The 15,402-nt window shown below is 65.5% G+C and carries 15 protein-coding genes and 3 tRNA genes; 10 read left to right on the top strand and 8 right to left on the bottom strand.

Features of this window, described 5'->3' with window-relative positions:
* Positions 1 to 15: 15 nt before the first annotated feature.
* Complete coding sequence (gene scpB / locus ACUTAG_RS23695) at positions 16 to 1,251, bottom strand: SMC-Scp complex subunit ScpB (protein WP_187378252.1); 1,236 nt, start codon at positions 1,249 to 1,251, stop codon at positions 16 to 18.
* A gap of 63 nt (positions 1,252 to 1,314) precedes the next feature.
* Here scpB and ACUTAG_RS23690 point away from each other — a divergent pair.
* Positions 1,315 to 1,391, top strand: a tRNA-Met gene (locus ACUTAG_RS23690).
* Positions 1,392 to 1,461: 70 nt separating this feature from the next.
* Complete coding sequence (locus tag ACUTAG_RS23685; protein WP_446650366.1) at positions 1,462 to 1,878, top strand: hypothetical protein; 417 nt, start codon at positions 1,462 to 1,464, stop codon at positions 1,876 to 1,878.
* A gap of 535 nt (positions 1,879 to 2,413) precedes the next feature.
* Here the strand turns inward: ACUTAG_RS23685 and ACUTAG_RS23680 are convergent.
* From ACUTAG_RS23680 to ACUTAG_RS23665, 4 genes are all read right to left on the bottom strand, one after another.
* Positions 2,414 to 3,313, bottom strand: a complete 900-nt coding sequence (locus ACUTAG_RS23680; RefSeq protein WP_006388323.1) for a LysR family transcriptional regulator — start codon at positions 3,311 to 3,313, stop codon at positions 2,414 to 2,416.
* 294 nt (positions 3,314 to 3,607) lie between these two features.
* The gene (locus ACUTAG_RS23675; RefSeq protein WP_020924552.1) at positions 3,608 to 4,615 is read right to left on the bottom strand and encodes a CobW family GTP-binding protein; all 1,008 of its coding nucleotides are present in this window, start codon (positions 4,613 to 4,615) and stop codon (positions 3,608 to 3,610) included.
* A 28-nt stretch (positions 4,616 to 4,643) separates the two neighbouring features.
* On the bottom strand, positions 4,644 to 5,951 hold the full coding sequence (gene zigA, locus ACUTAG_RS23670) for a zinc metallochaperone GTPase ZigA (RefSeq protein WP_262352206.1): 1,308 nt from the start codon (positions 5,949 to 5,951) through the stop codon (positions 4,644 to 4,646).
* Between the two features lie 191 nt (positions 5,952 to 6,142).
* Positions 6,143 to 6,218, bottom strand: a tRNA-Asn gene (locus ACUTAG_RS23665).
* A 211-nt stretch (positions 6,219 to 6,429) separates the two neighbouring features.
* On the opposite strand from ACUTAG_RS23665, the gene ACUTAG_RS23660 reads away from it, so the two are divergent.
* The 4 genes from ACUTAG_RS23660 to ACUTAG_RS23645 all read left to right on the top strand — a co-directional run bounded on the left by ACUTAG_RS23660 (position 6,430) and on the right by ACUTAG_RS23645 (position 10,183).
* Positions 6,430 to 6,505, top strand: a tRNA-Thr gene (locus ACUTAG_RS23660).
* Positions 6,506 to 6,649: 144 nt separating this feature from the next.
* Positions 6,650 to 7,309 carry a response regulator gene (locus ACUTAG_RS23655; RefSeq protein WP_020924554.1) on the top strand — a complete coding sequence of 220 codons (660 nt, stop codon included), beginning with the start codon at positions 6,650 to 6,652 and terminating at the stop codon, positions 7,307 to 7,309.
* A complete protein-coding gene (locus ACUTAG_RS23650) occupies positions 7,306 to 8,649 on the top strand; it encodes an ATP-binding protein (RefSeq protein ID WP_058664017.1) in 1,344 nt (447 codons plus the stop codon). Before ACUTAG_RS23655 ends, ACUTAG_RS23650 begins: the two co-directional genes overlap by 4 nt.
* Positions 8,650 to 8,713: 64 nt before the next feature.
* Positions 8,714 to 10,183: a DegQ family serine endoprotease gene (locus tag ACUTAG_RS23645; protein ID WP_054505056.1), complete on the top strand. Its 1,470-nt coding sequence runs from the start codon at positions 8,714 to 8,716 to the stop codon at positions 10,181 to 10,183.
* Between the two features lie 32 nt (positions 10,184 to 10,215).
* Here the strand turns inward: ACUTAG_RS23645 and maiA are convergent, their stop codons facing one another.
* The 3 genes from maiA to ACUTAG_RS23630 are packed head-to-tail and all read right to left on the bottom strand — an operon-like array spanning position 10,216 to position 12,370.
* On the bottom strand, positions 10,216 to 10,860 hold the full coding sequence (gene maiA, locus ACUTAG_RS23640) for a maleylacetoacetate isomerase (RefSeq protein ID WP_006388316.1): 645 nt from the start codon (positions 10,858 to 10,860) through the stop codon (positions 10,216 to 10,218).
* 50 nt (positions 10,861 to 10,910) lie between these two features.
* Positions 10,911 to 11,894: a 4-hydroxy-3-methylbut-2-enyl diphosphate reductase gene (ispH, locus tag ACUTAG_RS23635; RefSeq protein ID WP_006388315.1), complete on the bottom strand. Its 984-nt coding sequence runs from the start codon at positions 11,892 to 11,894 to the stop codon at positions 10,911 to 10,913.
* A complete protein-coding gene (locus ACUTAG_RS23630; RefSeq protein WP_006388314.1) occupies positions 11,894 to 12,370 on the bottom strand; it encodes an FKBP-type peptidyl-prolyl cis-trans isomerase in 477 nt (158 codons plus the stop codon). Before ACUTAG_RS23630 ends, ispH begins: the two co-directional genes overlap by 1 nt.
* Before the next feature lie 51 nt (positions 12,371 to 12,421).
* On the opposite strand from ACUTAG_RS23630, the gene radC reads away from it, so the two are divergent.
* From radC to ACUTAG_RS23610, 4 genes are all read left to right on the top strand, one after another.
* Positions 12,422 to 13,099: a RadC family protein gene (radC, locus tag ACUTAG_RS23625; RefSeq protein WP_006388313.1), complete on the top strand. Its 678-nt coding sequence runs from the start codon at positions 12,422 to 12,424 to the stop codon at positions 13,097 to 13,099.
* 105 nt (positions 13,100 to 13,204) lie between these two features.
* Positions 13,205 to 13,834, top strand: coding sequence for an arylformamidase (gene kynB, locus ACUTAG_RS23620; protein ID WP_006388312.1), 630 nt, complete (start codon positions 13,205 to 13,207; stop codon positions 13,832 to 13,834).
* A gap of 207 nt (positions 13,835 to 14,041) precedes the next feature.
* On the top strand, positions 14,042 to 14,890 hold the full coding sequence (gene kynA / locus ACUTAG_RS23615) for a tryptophan 2,3-dioxygenase (protein WP_006388311.1): 849 nt from the start codon (positions 14,042 to 14,044) through the stop codon (positions 14,888 to 14,890).
* 187 nt (positions 14,891 to 15,077) lie between these two features.
* Positions 15,078 to 15,344, top strand: coding sequence for a type B 50S ribosomal protein L31 (locus tag ACUTAG_RS23610; RefSeq protein ID WP_006388310.1), 267 nt, complete (start codon positions 15,078 to 15,080; stop codon positions 15,342 to 15,344).
* Positions 15,345 to 15,402 lie beyond the last annotated feature (58 nt).

The raw sequence follows: 15,402 nt of genomic DNA, 5'->3' as shown, positions 1-15,402 counted from the left end.
GGACAGCTCCGAATGTCAAACTTGGGGAGGCCTGCCGGGAGCAGGCGCATCATCATCTGGGGACTCCGGCTCGCGATCAGCCTCGGGCTGATCCGAATCCGGCTCGGTCGACTCCGCCGCGGCGGAGCCGGTATCGGTCTGGAACGACCCGACGCCATGCGCCAGGGGTTCAGCCTCGTCTATCGGTTCGGTCGGTTTCGCGCTTTCCGCGTACTGGGCAACTTCGATTGCAACGCCGGACTCGGCGACTGCATCGGAAGCGTCAGCGTCTGCGGGATTTTCGGACAACCCGCCATGCGCCTCTTGGGCGGCATCCACCAGCGGCGTTTCGGCCTGCGTTTCGGCTTGATTGAAACGCCCGGCATCCTCGATGTCCGCAGAGGGCGCATCGGACAAGCTTTCGGCTTGCGCCCGGACGGTGGCATCGTCTGCGGGAATCGCGTCTTCTTCTGCGCGCGAAAGCCGGGATTCTACGCTATCGCCCGCCACGATGGTGGCTTCGTCGTCCGAAACAGACAATTCCACAGCCGGAATACTGGTCTGGGCCGCCTCGCCATCGGCGCCCTCGGGCAACTCGGCAGCCTCCGGCGCTGGCGCCGCCCCCTCCAATTCATCGACCGCACCGCTATCATTGGCCGCGCCAGCCGTGTCGGCATCGGCCTCTTCGGCGGCCTGCGCCAATTGTTGCACCTCGCCCAGGTCCAGGCCAGCCAGGGCCGCGGCGGCATGCGCCGATTCGAGCGCCGGCAGTTCGTCCAGCGCGCGCAAGCCCAGGTCATCGAGGAACTGGCGCGTGGTGCCAAACAGGGCCGGGCGTCCCGGCGCATCGCGATGGCCGATCACCTCGATCCAACCGCGATCCTCCAACGCCTTCACGATGTTCGACGATACCGTTACCCCGCGAATGTCCTCGATGTCGCCGCGGGTCACCGGCTGGCGCCAGGCCACGATGGCCAGCGTCTCCATCACCGCGCGGGAATATTTGGGCGGCTTCTCGGGATTCAGCCGTTCCAGGTAGCGCTGCATGTGGGGACGGCTTTGAAACCGCCATCCGGTTGCCAGCTGCACCAGTTCCAGCCCGCCATCGGCCCAGTTGTTCTGCAGGGTCTCGAGCAACGCGCGCAATGCGCTGTTGTCGAATTGTTCATCGTCCCCGAACAGCTTGCGCATTTCGGACAGTTGCATCGGCTGCACCGCGCAAAGCAGCGCGGTTTCCAGCACGAGTATCGCCTCGCTATCGTTCATCGACATTCAAATTCAAAAAAGGGCTAACTTGCGTTAGGTTGAAAATAAGGCTATTATTCTTTTCTCAGACGCGGGGTGGAGCAGTCTGGCAGCTCGTCGGGCTCATAACCCGAAGGTCGTAGGTTCAAATCCTGCCCCCGCAACCAAATTGATCAAGGCCTGGCGAATGCGCCGGGCCTTTTTCATTTGCGGCCGAAGAATTGTGGCCGAAGAATAGTGGCCGAAGAAAATTGCGGCCGAAGAATCGTTAAAGATATTCCGGGCAAACGCGTCAGGGAAAATGCGTTTTTGAGTGAAGGCGCCCCGGGTAAAGACAGCTCGGGTGAAAACGCCTTGAGCAAGCGCGCCTTCGGCCAGAACCACCTGGGCCGGGGCCTGGTGAACCGGCGAACCACCCTCACAGCCACCGGCCCGCGCAGCCACCCGGACCGCCACATCGGCCGGACCGCCACAGACAGCGCTGGTTTGCGTATTTCTCACGAGAATCCTGTAGTTACTGCCAAGCACCGCATCAAGGGCCACATCACGGGCCACATCAAGGGCCACATCGCGGGCCACATCAACGGCCACATCAACGGCCACATCAACGGCCACGCATCATCGGCCACACATCGCGGGACGCCCCACGAATAACAACCCCATGAGCCGCGTACCCATCGCTACGCGGTTTCGCGGGCGGGTCAGCGCCGGATGGGCTGCGCATACGCCCCGACGAGGGCGGGGACAAATTCGTCAGCGGTAAATCCGTCAACGAAGAACCGTATAAGCAAAATCTGGAAAAAGCTGGCCAACGAGCCAACAAGCCTGCGGGATGCGCCACCGCCTGGCAGCCTTCTCGCGGCGATCGATATTGCGGCAATCGATATCAAGAACCTGAATCGTCAGGCATCGGTCACTGGCGCCACGCGCCTGCCACCGTCATCCGGAAAATCCGGCGAGCCTCCCCTGGTGCTCCTGGCATCCGACCCCGCAATGTCCAGCCGTGCGGCCGGAACCACGACACATCGGAACCACGATTCTTAGATGTTTTCTAAGACTACATGCTAGCGGACATTGGCAAAAGCCCTGATGCGCAGCGCTCAGCCTGTCGAGGCAGCAATCAAATTATACCGTTATATACCCTGCCCTCAACCCAGGCGGCCCGGCAATCCCCCCACGGCAGCAATTCCTAGGACTGATCCCATGGCGCCGGCCCCAGCCTTTCGACCAGGAAGTCCAGCATGGAACGCAGGATCAGGGGCATCTGGCGGCGCGACGCATAGACGCCGTAAATCCCGAGCTCCTGCGGCCTGGCCTGCGGCAGGATGGCCTTGAGCCGCCCCTGCGCAACATATTCGGCGGCGTAATAAGTGGGCAGCATCGCGATGCCCGCGCCCTCCAGGGCCGCCTGCAGCAACACCGACACCTCATTGGCACTGATGTTGCCGCTGACAGGCACGTCCACGGGCACCCCGTCACGCTCGAAACGCCACAGGCTCTTGCCAAAATAGGAGTGGGTCAGGCAATTGCGCAAGGACAGGTCCTCGACCCGCGCTGGCTCGCCCTCACGCTGCAGATATTCGGGCGACGCGCAGACGACCGAACGGCACACGGCCAGCTTGCGGGCAATCAGGTTGGGATCCAGGTCGTTGGTGATGCGCACGGCCAGATCCACCCGCTCTTCGACGAGGTTGACCGCCCGCTCGACCAGCATCAGGTCGACCGACGTACCCGGATGCAGCTTGACGTAATCGGTGACCACCCGCGCCAGATGCCGCGAGCCGAACGACATGCTGGTGGTCATGCGCAGCAGCCCCCGCGGCGTGTCCTCGGGAGTGGACACCGCACTGCGCAGGTCGCCCACCATGTCAAGCATCTGCCGGCACCGCGGCAAGGTTTCGGCGCCGGCCGGCGTCAGGCTCAGGCGCCGGGTGGTGCGATGCAGCAGGCGCACGCCCACCCATTGCTCCATTTCGGCCAGGTAGCGCGACACCATGGCGCGCGACATATCCAGATGGACCGCCGCCGCCGACAGGCTTCCCCGGTCGGCGACCTCCACGAATACCTGCATCGCTTTCAATCGGTCCATGATTGTCTCGATTCTTGCACCAGACTTTGCGGTTATACCGTACTTCCGTGCATTTTCAGCACCTGAAATGGCAACCACCAGACCATTTCAAGCCCCCTGGCAATCGCCGCCGCGCTTGCGCGCGCCACGACCCATGACCTGCCGGCACGGAACCTGAAGCGTCGATCTTCCCGGCCATCCGCTCCTTGGCGCAAGCCTCGGCTTGCCGTAGCGGCACACCGCAAGAATCCCCGTTCCGGCGCGAAGCCCGGCCGGCGGCCACGCCGCCAGCGATCGCCCCATCCAGCCGCGGGATCAGAGGGGAAACTGCCCCAGCGCGGCGCAGACTTCGGCACGCACTTGCGCCACGTCGACGCCGCGGACGATATAGACCAGCCGTGACAGCCGCTCGTCATCCGGCCATTGCGGCAACGGCCGGATCGGATATAGCTCGCCATGTACGCCATGGACCTCGCACGGCAGGATTTCGCCGTCGAAGCACACCAATCCCTTCATCCGCAGCAAGGCCGTCCCGAACCGTTCCTGCACACGCGATACGCCCGCCAGGAAAGCCGCCCGCCCGATCGGCGCGACCAACGGCAACGAGAAGCTCGCGACCTGCGCATGGCGGCCGGCCATCGGCTTGGCGAACGCTTGCAGCCATCCGGCCAGATCGGCGCCATCACGACGCGCCTGCGTATCCGGCCCCTCCAGCAGCGCGCTCGCCAGGGGCGCATCGCTGCGCTGCACGCAACGACGCGCCCCCGGATTGATCGTCGCGACGGCCTGTTCGACGCGACGCAACTGCGCCGCATCCGCAAGATCGGATTTACTCAGCACGACCGTGTCGGCCAACGCCAATTGCCGCAGCGCCTCGGGTTGATCGGCCATGTGCGCCGCGCCATGCGGCACGTCCACCACCACGATGGCGCCTTGGTAGGCATAGCGCTCGGCCAGGAAACGATCGTGCTTGAGCGTGAACAGGATCGGGGCGGGATCCGCCAGGCCGCTGGTTTCGATCAGCACGCGCCGGAAGGGCTTGATGCGGCGGCTCAGCGCCAGCATGAACAGTTCCCGCAAGGTATCGGCCACTGCGCCGCTGACCACGCAGCAAAGGCATCCGCCTTCTATCAAGACGATATTGTCCTGCGCCATGCGGACCAGGTGATGATCGACGCCGATATCGCCGTACTCATTGACGATCACTACCGCGTCGGCATAAGCGGGTTCGCGCAACAGCCGGTTCAACAGCGTCGTCTTGCCACTGCCCAGAAATCCCGAAATCACCGTCACGCCGATGCGTTTGTCGCCTTCCGCCGCCATCCATGCCACGGACTCCCGCCCGCCCTCTCTATTGCACCGCGCCCCAAATGGGGAATGGATCCCGAATCGTAGCCAATTCGGCCGCGGGCCGGGCCATTTCTTCCTGCGTCATCAGGCAGGCGCGCAAGCGCGCGTCCAGAGCCGCCTGGTCCATGCCGATGCCGATCAGCACCAGTTCCTGGCAGCGGTCTCCATAGACAGGATCCCAGTCGGCAATGATCCGGGCACGGGAATCCGCATCATCGGGCCAACGCTCGCGGGGCAACGCCGCCCACCAGTATCCTGCCGCGCCATGGCGCGTGACCGGCCCGGCCTGCGACCACGAAGCCGCGAAGGCGGGACGCGTCACCAGCCAGAAATACCCTTTCGAGCGCACCACCCCGGGCCATTCTTGCTGCATCCAATCCCACAGGCGCTGCGGATGGAACGGACGCCGGGCGCGGAACACGAAGCTGCCGATGCCATACTCCTGGGTCTCGGGCGTATGCTCGCCGCGCAATTCCTTCAGCCAGCCGGGCGCCCGCGCCGCTTCCTCGAAATCGAAGCGCCCGGTGTCCAGCACGCGCGCCAAGGGCACCCGGCCGAATTCGCCCCGCACGATATCGGCCCGCGGATTGAGTTTGCGCAATATGGCCTCGAGCCGCGCCAATTCGTCCGCCGCGACCAGGTCGGTCTTGTTCAGCACCATCACGTCGCAGAATTCCACCTGCTCGATCAACAGATCCACCACGGTGCGCCCGTCCTCGTCGCCCAGCGTCTCGCCGCGCGCGGCCAGGCTGTCATGGCTGGCATAGTCGCGCAGGAAATTGAATGCGTCCACGACCGTCACCATGGTGTCCAGGCGCGCCAGGTCGGACAGGCTGGCGCCATCCTCGTCGCGGAACGTGAACGTTTCGGCGACCGGCAGCGGCTCCGAGATGCCGGTCGACTCGATCAAGAGATAATCGAAGCGCCCCTCGGCGGCCAGCCGGCGGATCTCGATCAACAAGTCTTCGCGCAACGTACAGCAGATACAGCCGTTGCTCATTTCCACCAGCTTCTCGTCCGCCCGCGACAGCGCCGCCCCGCCCTCGCGCACCAGCCTGGCGTCGATATTGACCTCGGACATGTCGTTGACGATGACCGCCACCCGCCGCCCCTCGCGGTTATTGAGCACATGATTGAGCAGGCTGGTCTTGCCCGCGCCCAGAAAGCCCGACAACACCGTCACGGGCAGACGCGCATCGCGCCGGCGACCGCCGCCGTCCGGACCCTGAGTCAGCTTCTCGACCGACGCCTCGCCCGTCCCGGCCGCCGGCCCCGCTTCCGACCCGCCACCTGTCTTCTCATCTTTCATCCGCATGACGCCACCCATAAAAAGAAATGTTATTACATAACAAATCTTACGCGCAGCGAGGCAACTGGAGCAACACGAAATGGAGCAGCACGGCATGAACCGCCGCAGAAAAGGTCACGCACACGTATCGCCACGTAGCGACACGGAAAACCAAAAGGGCCACTCACTTGCGTGAGTGGCCCTGAATTCTTTGGCTCCCCGAGCTGGGCTCGAACCAGCGACCTGCGGATTAACAGTCCGTCGCTCTACCGACTGAGCTATCGGGGAACTGCTAAGAAATGAGATTATGAAGGAAAAATTCGAAGTGTGCAAATCCGATGTTTTTTCGCGGGAGGGGCGCCGCATGTTTCCCATCGCAGAAAAACTCTGATATGATTTCGGTCTTTCCAGATCGGGCCCCATAAACAGGGCATGAACTGCGAAAAAAAAGATGTTTTGCTTGAAGTTCTGGCTTGCCGGAAACGAAGCAAATGGTCTTGCCGGCATAGCTCAGTTGGTAGAGCAGCGCATTCGTAATGCGAAGGTCGTAGGTTCGACTCCTATTGCCGGCACCAGAATTCAAAAAGCAGCCCGACCGGGCTGCTTTTTTCATTTCCGGCCGCATCCACCGCCCGATACCCCCCCGCCACTTCCCTTGCGGGAACTCCCGCCTTGCCGCGCGCGTCCAACCCGCTGGACACATCACGGCAACGACTATCATGCGCATCCTTCTCGTAGAAGACGACACCATGATCGGGGAAAGCGTGCTGGACTGCCTGCGCGCCGAGCACTACGCCGTCGATTGGGTCAAGGACGGCCACGCGGCCGAACTGGCCCTGCGCACCGATCCCTACGACCTCGTATTGCTCGACCTCGGGCTGCCTCGCCGCGATGGACTGACGCTGTTGCGCGAACTGCGCGCGCGCAAGGACCGCACCCCGGTGCTGATCGCCACGGCGCGCGACGCCGTCAGCGACCGCATCGCCGGACTGGATGCCGGCGCCGACGACTACATCGTCAAGCCCTATGACGTCGACGAACTGCTGGCCCGCATGCGCGCGCTGATCCGCCGCAGCGCGGGCCGCGCCGAGCCGGTGTTCGAACACGAGGGCATCACCATCGATCCGCAATCCCACGCCGCCACGGTCGACGGCACGCCGGTGCCGCTGACCGCGCGCGAATGGGCGGTGCTGGAACCGCTCATCGCGCGGCCCGGCATGATCTTCTCGCGCGCCCAGCTCGAGGAGAAGCTGTACAGCTGGAAGGACAGCGTCAGCAGCAATGCGGTTGAGGTTTATATTCATGGCCTGCGCAAGAAACTGGGGCAGAACCTGATCCAGAACGTCAGAGGCGTCGGCTATGTCATTCCCAAAACATGAGCATTCCGCTTAGCTATTCGCTGCGGGCCCGGTTGCTGTTCTTCCTGCTCGCGGCGATCGCGGTCGGCGCGCTGGTGCAAGGCGCCATCAGCTACCGCAGCACCTTGCAGCAGGCCGACGACATCTTTGACTCGCTGCTGCAGCGCACCGCGCTGTCGCTGGGCACGGGCGACGGCCTGTTGCGCATGGGTCCCGCCCACGCCCAGGGATCGGCCACGCCCATGGCCGACGACCTGATCATCCAGATCTGGACGCCGGATGGCGTGCGCGTGTTCAATTCGCGTTCGCGCCGCCCCCTGCCCGACCAGATCGTCCTGGGGTTCGCCGACACCGAGGTCGAAGGTAACACCTATCGCGTCTATTCACTGGCCACGCCGTTCCAGGTGATCCAGGTGGCGCAGGACATGAGCGTCCGCAAGCGCATGGCGGGCGCGCTGGCCTGGCGCACGGTGGCGCCGATTGCGGCGGCGGCGCCGCTGCTGATGCTGATCGTCTGGTGCGTGGTGAGCTGGTCGCTGCGGCCGGTCAAGCGCGCGCGGGCCCAGGTGGCGGACCGCCAACCCGAGGACCTGTCACCCATCAACGTGCCCGACCTGCCGGACGAGATCCAGCCCCTGATGCAGGAACTGAACCTGCTGCTGGAGAGGATGCGAGGCGCGTTCGCGCTGCAAAAGCAGTTCGTCGGCGATGCCGCGCACGAACTGCGCTCACCGCTGGCGGCACTGAAACTGCAACTGCAATCGCTGCGACGCGCCGGCGACGACGCCAGCCGCCGCGTCGCCGAGGAACGCCTGGCGGCAGGCATCGAGCGCGCCACGCGGCTGGTGGAGCAGTTGCTGTCCATGGCGCGCCACGAAAACGCCGCCGAACGCGCCGCGCCCGAACCGGTGGACCTGGCCGAGGTCCTGCGGCTGGCCCTGTCCGAAACCCTGGCCGACGCCAACGCCAGGGACATCGATGTGCAAATGCATGGCGAGCCGCAAGCCTGGGTGCGCGGACGGCGCGACGACCTGGTGCTGCTGGCGCGCAACCTGCTCGACAATGCGATCAAATACACGCCGCCCGGCGGCCATGTCGACATCCGGCTCGAAGCGCCCGCCGGACAGGCACTGCTGCTGATCGACGACAACGGTCCGGGCATCCCGCCCGGGGAACGCGCCCGCGTGTTCGACCGCTTCTACCGGCTCGAAGGCAACACCCAGCACGGCAGCGGCCTGGGACTGGCGATCGCGCGCGCCATCGCCGAACGCCACGGCGCGACCATCACCCTTGAAGATGCGCCCGGCGGCAGCGGCCTGCGGGCCAGGGTCGCCTTTGCGCGCGGCCCCGCCCCGACTTAAGATTCACCTAAGTGTCAGGCCCGAAGATAGCGCCATGTCCCCACACATGAACGCAGGAGCCGACATGAAGACTTCGCAGATCAAACCCTCGCGCCTGGTGCTGGCGCTGCTGGCCGCCGGCGCGATTGGCGGCGCGGGCGCCGCCGCCACGTTCGGCGGCGTTTCGATGGCGGCCAGCGCGCCGTCCGCCACTGCCGCCGAGATCGCGGCCACCAGCGCCGCCACGCCGGGCGCCCCCATGATGGTCGCCCCCAACTTTGCCCAGATCACGCGCGACTACGGCCCCGCCGTGGTCAACATCAGCATCAGCGGCACGCGCAAAGTGTCCGACGACGACGACGACGATCCTTTCGCCCAGTTCTTCGGGCAGATTCCCGGCGCGCGCGGCGGCATGCCCTCGCGCGAAGTGCCGGTGCGCGGCGAAGGATCCGGCTTCATCGTCAGCAACGACGGCATCATCCTCACCAACGCCCACGTGGTGCAAGGGGCCAAGGAGGTGACCGTCAAGCTGACCGACCGTCGCGAATTCCGCGCCAAGGTGCTGGGCGCCGACACGCAGACCGACGTGGCCGTCATCAAGATCGACGCCAGGAACCTGCCGGTGGTCAAGATCGGCGACGTCAACAAGCTGCAGGTGGGCGAATGGGTGCTGGCCATCGGCTCGCCCTACGGCCTGGAAAACACCGCCACGGCGGGCATCGTCAGTGCCAAGGGCCGTTCGCTGCCGGACGACACTTCGGTGCCATTCATCCAGACCGATGTGGCGGTCAACCCCGGCAATTCGGGCGGACCGCTGTTCAATGACCGCGGCGAAGTCGTCGGTATCAATTCGCAGATCTACAGCCGCACCGGCGGCTTCCAGGGGCTGTCGTTCTCGATCCCGATCGACGTGGCGTACAAGATCAAGGACCAGATCCTGGAGCACGGCAAGGTGCAGCACGCACGCCTGGGCGTGACGGTGCAGGAGGTCAACCAGGACCTGGCCAATTCGTTCAAGCTGGACACGCCGTCCGGCGCCTTGGTTTCCAGCGTCGAAAAAGGCAGCGCGGCCGAAAAGGCCGGCCTGCAGCCCGGTGACGTGGTGCGCAGGATCGACGGCAAGACGATCGTGTCGTCGGGCGATCTGGCCTCGCTGATCACGCTGGCCAAGCCCGGCGAAAAGATCACGCTGGATCTGTGGCGCAACGGCGCTCCCAAGGAAGTCGTGGCCACGCTCGGCGGCATGCCGAAGGACCGGACGCAGGCTGCCGGCGACAGCCGCGACGTGCAGAAGGGCCAGCTCGGCCTGGCCTTGCGGCCGCTGTCGCCCCAGGAGCAGGAAGCGGCGGGCACGCAGGGACTGTTGATCGAGCAATCGGCCGGCCCGGCCGCCAAGGCGGGCATCCAGCCGGGCGACGTATTGTTGTCGCTCAACGGCCAGCCTGTGCGCAACATCAGCCAGGTCAAGGATGCGCTGTCAAAGGCCGGCAAGACGGTCGCGCTTCTGGTGCAGCGCGGTGAAGACAAGATCTTCGTGCCGGTGCAGCTCGGCTAAGGCTGGCGGAGCCCCTCGCGGGGCCGCCAGCCTTACTCCGCGTCGGGCTGCTTGCCCGGCGCGGCGGCGTCGAACGCCGGCAACTCGCGGCAGGCGGCATCGATCCGCACGACCGTGGGCATCGCGGCCAGATCGCATTCGAAGCGGCGCGCGTTGGCCACCTGCGGCACCAGGCAAAGGTCGGCGATGGTCGGCGTGTCGCCATGGCAGAACTTGCCGGTGGCGGACGACCCGGCCAGTTGCGCTTCCAGGGCTTCCAATCCCTGGCGCACCCAATGCTGATACCAGGCCGTCTTGGCGGCTTCGTCCACGCCCAGCGTATGCTTCAGGTACTTCAACACCCGCAGGTTGTTCAAGGGATGCGTATCGCAGGCAATGCCCAGCGCGAGGTCGCGCACGCGCGCCCGGCCAATGGCGTCGGCCGGCAGCAGCGGCACCTGCGGATGCGTTTCCTCCAGGTACTCGATGATGGCGAGCGATTGACCGATGACCGCGTCGCCGTCGACCAGCGTCGGCACCAGCGCAGTCGGGTTGACCTTGCGATAGTCGGCCGACAATTGCTGGCCGCCATCCTTCAGCAGGTGCACCGCCAGGTATTCGTACGGCAGGCCCTTCAGGTTCAGGGCGATGCGCACGCGATAGGCGGCCGAACTGCGGAAATAGCTGTACAACTGCATGAAGTCTCCTCGAGTCTTGTCCTTGGCGGCGCCCGCGACGGGGGCCGCGCCTATTCCAGCGATTCGGTCTGCGCCACCTTGCGCGACAGCCCCTTGGGCAACGGGAACGCCACGTTCTCTTCCAGGCCCGGCATGGTGCGCACCGACACCGCGCCCAGTTCCTTGACCCGCGCGATCACCTGCTGCACCAGGATCTCGGGCGCCGAGGCGCCGGCGGTCACGCCGATGCGCTTGCGGCCTTCGAGCCAGGCCGGGTCGATGGAATGCGCGCCGTCGATCAGGTAGGACGCCACGCCCTTGCGGTCCGCCACTTCGCGCAGGCGGTTGGAGTTGGAGCTGTTGGGGCTGCCCACCACCAGCACCAGGTCGCATTCCGGCGCCAGCACCTTGACCGCGTCCTGGCGGTTCTGGGTGGCATAGCAGATATCGCTTTTCTTGGGCTCGACGATGCTCGGGAAACGCGCCTTGAGCGCCTTGGATACCGCCGCCGCGTCATCCACGGAAAGGGTCGTCTGCGTGACGTAGGCCAGGTTCTCGGGATCGTTCACCTGCAGCCCGGCCACGTCCTCGACCGTCTCGACCAGGTACATGCCGCCCTGGGCCTGGCCCAGCGTGCCTTCGACCTCGGGATGGCCCTTGTGGCCGATCATGATGATCTCGCGCCCGGCCGCGCGCATGCGGGCCACCTCGATATGCACCTTGGTCACCAGCGGACAAGTGGCGTCGAACACCTGCTGCCCGCGAGCCTCGGCCTCGGCCCGCACCGCCTTGGACACGCCGTGGGCGGAGAACACCACGATCGCGCCCGTGGGCGCGTCGTCGAGTTCGTCGATGAAGATGGCGCCCTTGGCGCGCAGGTCCTCGACCACGTAGCGGTTGTGGACGATCTCGTGGCGCACGTAGATCGGCGCGCCATGCAACTCGAGCGCGCGCTCGACGATGTCGATGGCACGGTCGACGCCGGCACAGAAGCCGCGCGGCTGTGCCAGCACGACTTCGGCGTCGGCCGCGGTGACGGGGACAACCTGGCTCATCAGAGAACTCCCAGCAGCGCCACGTCGACTCGCAAACGGACGCCCGCAAGCGGGTGGTTGAAATCGAACAACGCCGATTCCTCGTTGATTTCCTTCAGGACGCCCGAATAGCGCCCGCCATTGGGCGCGGCGAATTCGACCAGGTCGCCCGGCTCGAAGGTGGCGTCCGCGCCGGCGTGTTCGGCCAGCATCTTGCGCGTCACGCGCTGGATCAGTTCGGGGTTGCGCTCGCCATAGGCATCGGCCGGCTCGAGCGTGACACTGAACCGGTCGCCTTCGGCCTTGCCGAGCAAGGCGGTTTCCAGGCCGGGGGCCCACTGGCCGCTACCCAGTTGCAACGTCGCCGGACGGCCGTCGAAGGTGTCGGTGAATACCGACCCCTCGCCCGGCCCCGAGGCCAGGGTGATGCGGTAGTGCAGCGTCAGGTAGGAGTCCGGACGGACCAAAACGTTCACTTCGTTAGAGGCGATGCTCAAGATCTGCCACCGTATTCAGACAGTAAGTAAACCCTGATTTTAGAGCCTCTTATGAAATTGTCTGCGCGGGTGCCAAAAGCCGACCGTCCCAGGGAGCGCCTGCTGCGCCTGGGGGCGTCGGCGTTACAAAATGCCGAACTGCTCGCCATCGCCCTGCGCACGGGGGTGCCGGGCCTGAATGTGCTGGACCTGTCGTGCCAATTGCTGGACCGCTTCCATGGCCTGCGCGGGCTGCTGGGCGCCACCCCCGAGGAACTGCAGGCGTTGCCGGGGCTGGGCACCGCCAAGGCCTGCGCCCTGGCGGCCATACTGGAAATGGCCAAGCGCGCTGTCGAAGAGGAACTGGCGCGCGACAGCACGCTCGACCACCCGTCCCGGGTAAAGCAATACTGCCGGGTCACGCTGGCCCACCGCCGGGTCGAACATTGCATCGCCCTCTACCTGGACAGCCGGCTGCGCCTGATCGCCAGCGGCGAACTGGCGCGCGGCACGCTGTCGCAGGCCTCGGTGTATCCGCGCGAAGTCGTGCGCGAGGCCCTGAGGCACCATGCCGCCGCGCTGATCGTGGCCCACAATCACCCCTCCGGCCTGGCCGAGCCAAGCGCCGCCGACCAGGCCTTCACCCGCCACCTGAAACAGGCGCTGGCCCTGGTGGACGTCGCCCTGATCGACCACCTCATCATCGCCGGCGACACGGTCACCTCGATGGCGGAACTGGGCCGCATCTGAGGGGCTGCGCGCGCCACGGGAATTCGTTAGACTACGGCCCGAAATTGCTTTAGGCTTAACCTAATTCCGCTTTCCCGATTCCGTTTTTCGCGACCCGCGCCCTCCATGAAACGCCTTTGGGATATCTCCCCTCCCGTCTCCACGGCTTCGCCCGTGTTCCCCGGCGATACCCCGTATCGCCAGGAATGGAAGTGGTCGCTCGCGCCCGGCTGCCCCGTCAACGTCAGCGAAATCACCCTGTCGCCGCACGTGGGCGCGCACGCCGACGCGCCGCTGCACTACCAGAACGGCGCCGCCGCCATCGGCGCGGTCTCGCTCGAACCGTTCCTGGGCCCCTGTCGCGTCATCCACGCGATCGACTGCGGCCCGCTGATCACCCCGGAGCACCTGCTCCACGCCGCCAACAATCTGCCGCCTCGCATCCTGGTGCGTACCGCCAAGCATGCCGCGCAGGAATGGTGGACCGACGACTTTTCGGCCTACGCGCCGCAAACCATCGAATGGCTGGCCGAACGCGGCGTCATGCTGATCGGGCTGGACACCCCCAGCATCGACCCCGCGTCCAGCAAGACCCTGGACAGCCATCACACCATCCTGCGGCACGACATTCGAGTACTGGAGAACCTGGTGCTCGACGACGTGCCGGAGGGCGATTACGAACTGATCGCACTGCCGCTGGCTTTGATCCAGGCTGACGCCAGCCCGGTGCGCGCCGTCTTGCGCGAATTGGGCTGAAACACCGGCCACGGGCGGACCGTGCGGGCCGCGGCGCAATGATGGCGCCGCCGCTGCGCCGACCGCCCCATTCGAAAGAAGCACGACCATGACCATTCCGTACGACCCGCGCATGGCGCTCGCCTGCGCCCGCCTGCCATTTTCCGGCTGGCGCAGCCTGCCCGCCTCCGCCCGCCGCGCGGCCCCACCCTGCCAGGGAGGCCAGGCATGAGCCAGAACCAACGCCCCGAAGACATCGTCCACGAGGAAAAAGCGCAGCTGGATTTCGCGCGCGACATGACCTACGGCGACTACCTGCACCTGGACGAGCTGCTGGGCGCGCAGCACCCGCTGTCGCCCGAGCACAATGAGATGCTGTTCATCGTGCAGCACCAGACCAGCGAACTCTGGATGAAGCTGATGCTGCACGAGCTGCGCGGCGCCATCGCCAACCTGGCGGCCGACCGCCCGCAGCCCGCCTTCAAGATGCTGGCCCGGGTCAGCAAAATCATGGAGCAGCTGGTCCATGCCTGGGACGTGCTCGCGACCATGACGCCGCCCGAGTACTCCGCCCTGCGGCCCTATCTGGCCCGTTCCAGCGGCTTCCAGAGCTACCAGTACCGCCAGATCGAGTTCCTGCTGGGCAACAAGAACGCCGCCATGCTCAAGCCGCACGCGCATCGCGCCGACCTGCTGGCGCAGGTGCAACAGGCCTACGAGGCGCCCTCGCTGTATGACGAATCCCTGCGCCTGCTGGCGCGGCATGGCGTGACGGTCCCCGCCGACCGCCTGGAACGCGATTGGACCCAGCCTTACCTGGCCTCCGATGGCGTCGAGCAGGCCTGGCTGACCGTCTACCGCGACACCGACCGCTACTGGGACCTGTACCAGCTGGGCGAAAAGCTGACCGACCTGGAGGATGCCTTCCGCTTGTGGCGTTTCCGCCACGTCACCACGGTCGAGCGCGTCATCGGCTTCAAGCGCGGCACCGGCGGCACCTCGGGCGTGGACTACCTGCGGCGCATGCTGGAAGTGGTGCTGTTCCCCGAGATCTGGAAACTGCGCACGAACCTCTGATCCGGCGCCTATCCGTCCCTGAATGGGCATCCGGGCAGGTCCGCCCGGATTGCCTGGGCCGCCCCGTGATTCCCATGCTAGAATGCACAGTTACTTTTCGGATACGTGGCAGGAACGCCTGAAAGCGGTTCGTGCTGGCGACCCTAACTTTTGACATGACTCCCTGGGGGAGTCCTAGGAAAGCACCATGAAAGAAGGCATTCACCCCGAATACCGCGAAGTCGTCTTCGCCGACCTGCAAACGGGCAGCAAGTTCATCACCCGCTCGACCGTCCAGACGCGCGAAACCATCGAACTCGATGGCAAGACGTACCCGCTCTTCAAGTGCGACGTGACCTCCGAATCGCACCCGTTCTACACGGGCGCCCAGACGCGTATCGTCGAAACCGGCCGCGTGGAAAAATTCCGCGCCCGTTTCGCCCGCACCGCTGGCACGGTCAAGTCCGCTTCCTGATCCTGTTGCTCCCACGGGAGTCACAGCAAAAAGGCAGCCTCCGGGCTGCTTTTTTTTC

The organism is Achromobacter sp. CSND-B12, from assembly GCF_052906545.1.
Note: the sequence above shows the minus strand (reverse complement) of the source record. Positions and strands in the feature narration are given on the sequence as shown.

Bases quoted from the DNA above. Each gene is read 5' to 3' on its own strand.
- scpB (WP_187378252.1), bottom strand. From the start codon at position 1,251: ATGTCGATGAACGATAGCGAGGCGATACTCGTGCTGGAAACCGCGCTG.
- ACUTAG_RS23680 (WP_006388323.1), bottom strand. From the start codon at position 3,313: ATGGACCGATTGAAAGCGATGCAGGTATTCGTGGAGGTCGCCGACCGG.
- ACUTAG_RS23675 (WP_020924552.1), bottom strand. From the start codon at position 4,615: ATGGCGGCGGAAGGCGACAAACGCATCGGCGTGACGGTGATTTCGGGA.
- zigA (WP_262352206.1), bottom strand. From the start codon at position 5,951: ATGAAAGATGAGAAGACAGGTGGCGGGTCGGAAGCGGGGCCGGCGGCC.
- ACUTAG_RS23655 (WP_020924554.1), top strand. From the start codon at position 6,650: ATGCGCATCCTTCTCGTAGAAGACGACACCATGATCGGGGAAAGCGTG.
- ACUTAG_RS23650 (WP_058664017.1), top strand. From the start codon at position 7,306: ATGAGCATTCCGCTTAGCTATTCGCTGCGGGCCCGGTTGCTGTTCTTC.
- ACUTAG_RS23645 (WP_054505056.1), top strand. From the start codon at position 8,714: ATGAAGACTTCGCAGATCAAACCCTCGCGCCTGGTGCTGGCGCTGCTG.
- maiA (WP_006388316.1), bottom strand. From the start codon at position 10,860: ATGCAGTTGTACAGCTATTTCCGCAGTTCGGCCGCCTATCGCGTGCGC.
- ispH (WP_006388315.1), bottom strand. From the start codon at position 11,894: ATGAGCCAGGTTGTCCCCGTCACCGCGGCCGACGCCGAAGTCGTGCTG.
- radC (WP_006388313.1), top strand. From the start codon at position 12,422: ATGAAATTGTCTGCGCGGGTGCCAAAAGCCGACCGTCCCAGGGAGCGC.
- kynB (WP_006388312.1), top strand. From the start codon at position 13,205: ATGAAACGCCTTTGGGATATCTCCCCTCCCGTCTCCACGGCTTCGCCC.
- kynA (WP_006388311.1), top strand. From the start codon at position 14,042: ATGAGCCAGAACCAACGCCCCGAAGACATCGTCCACGAGGAAAAAGCG.
- ACUTAG_RS23610 (WP_006388310.1), top strand. From the start codon at position 15,078: ATGAAAGAAGGCATTCACCCCGAATACCGCGAAGTCGTCTTCGCCGAC.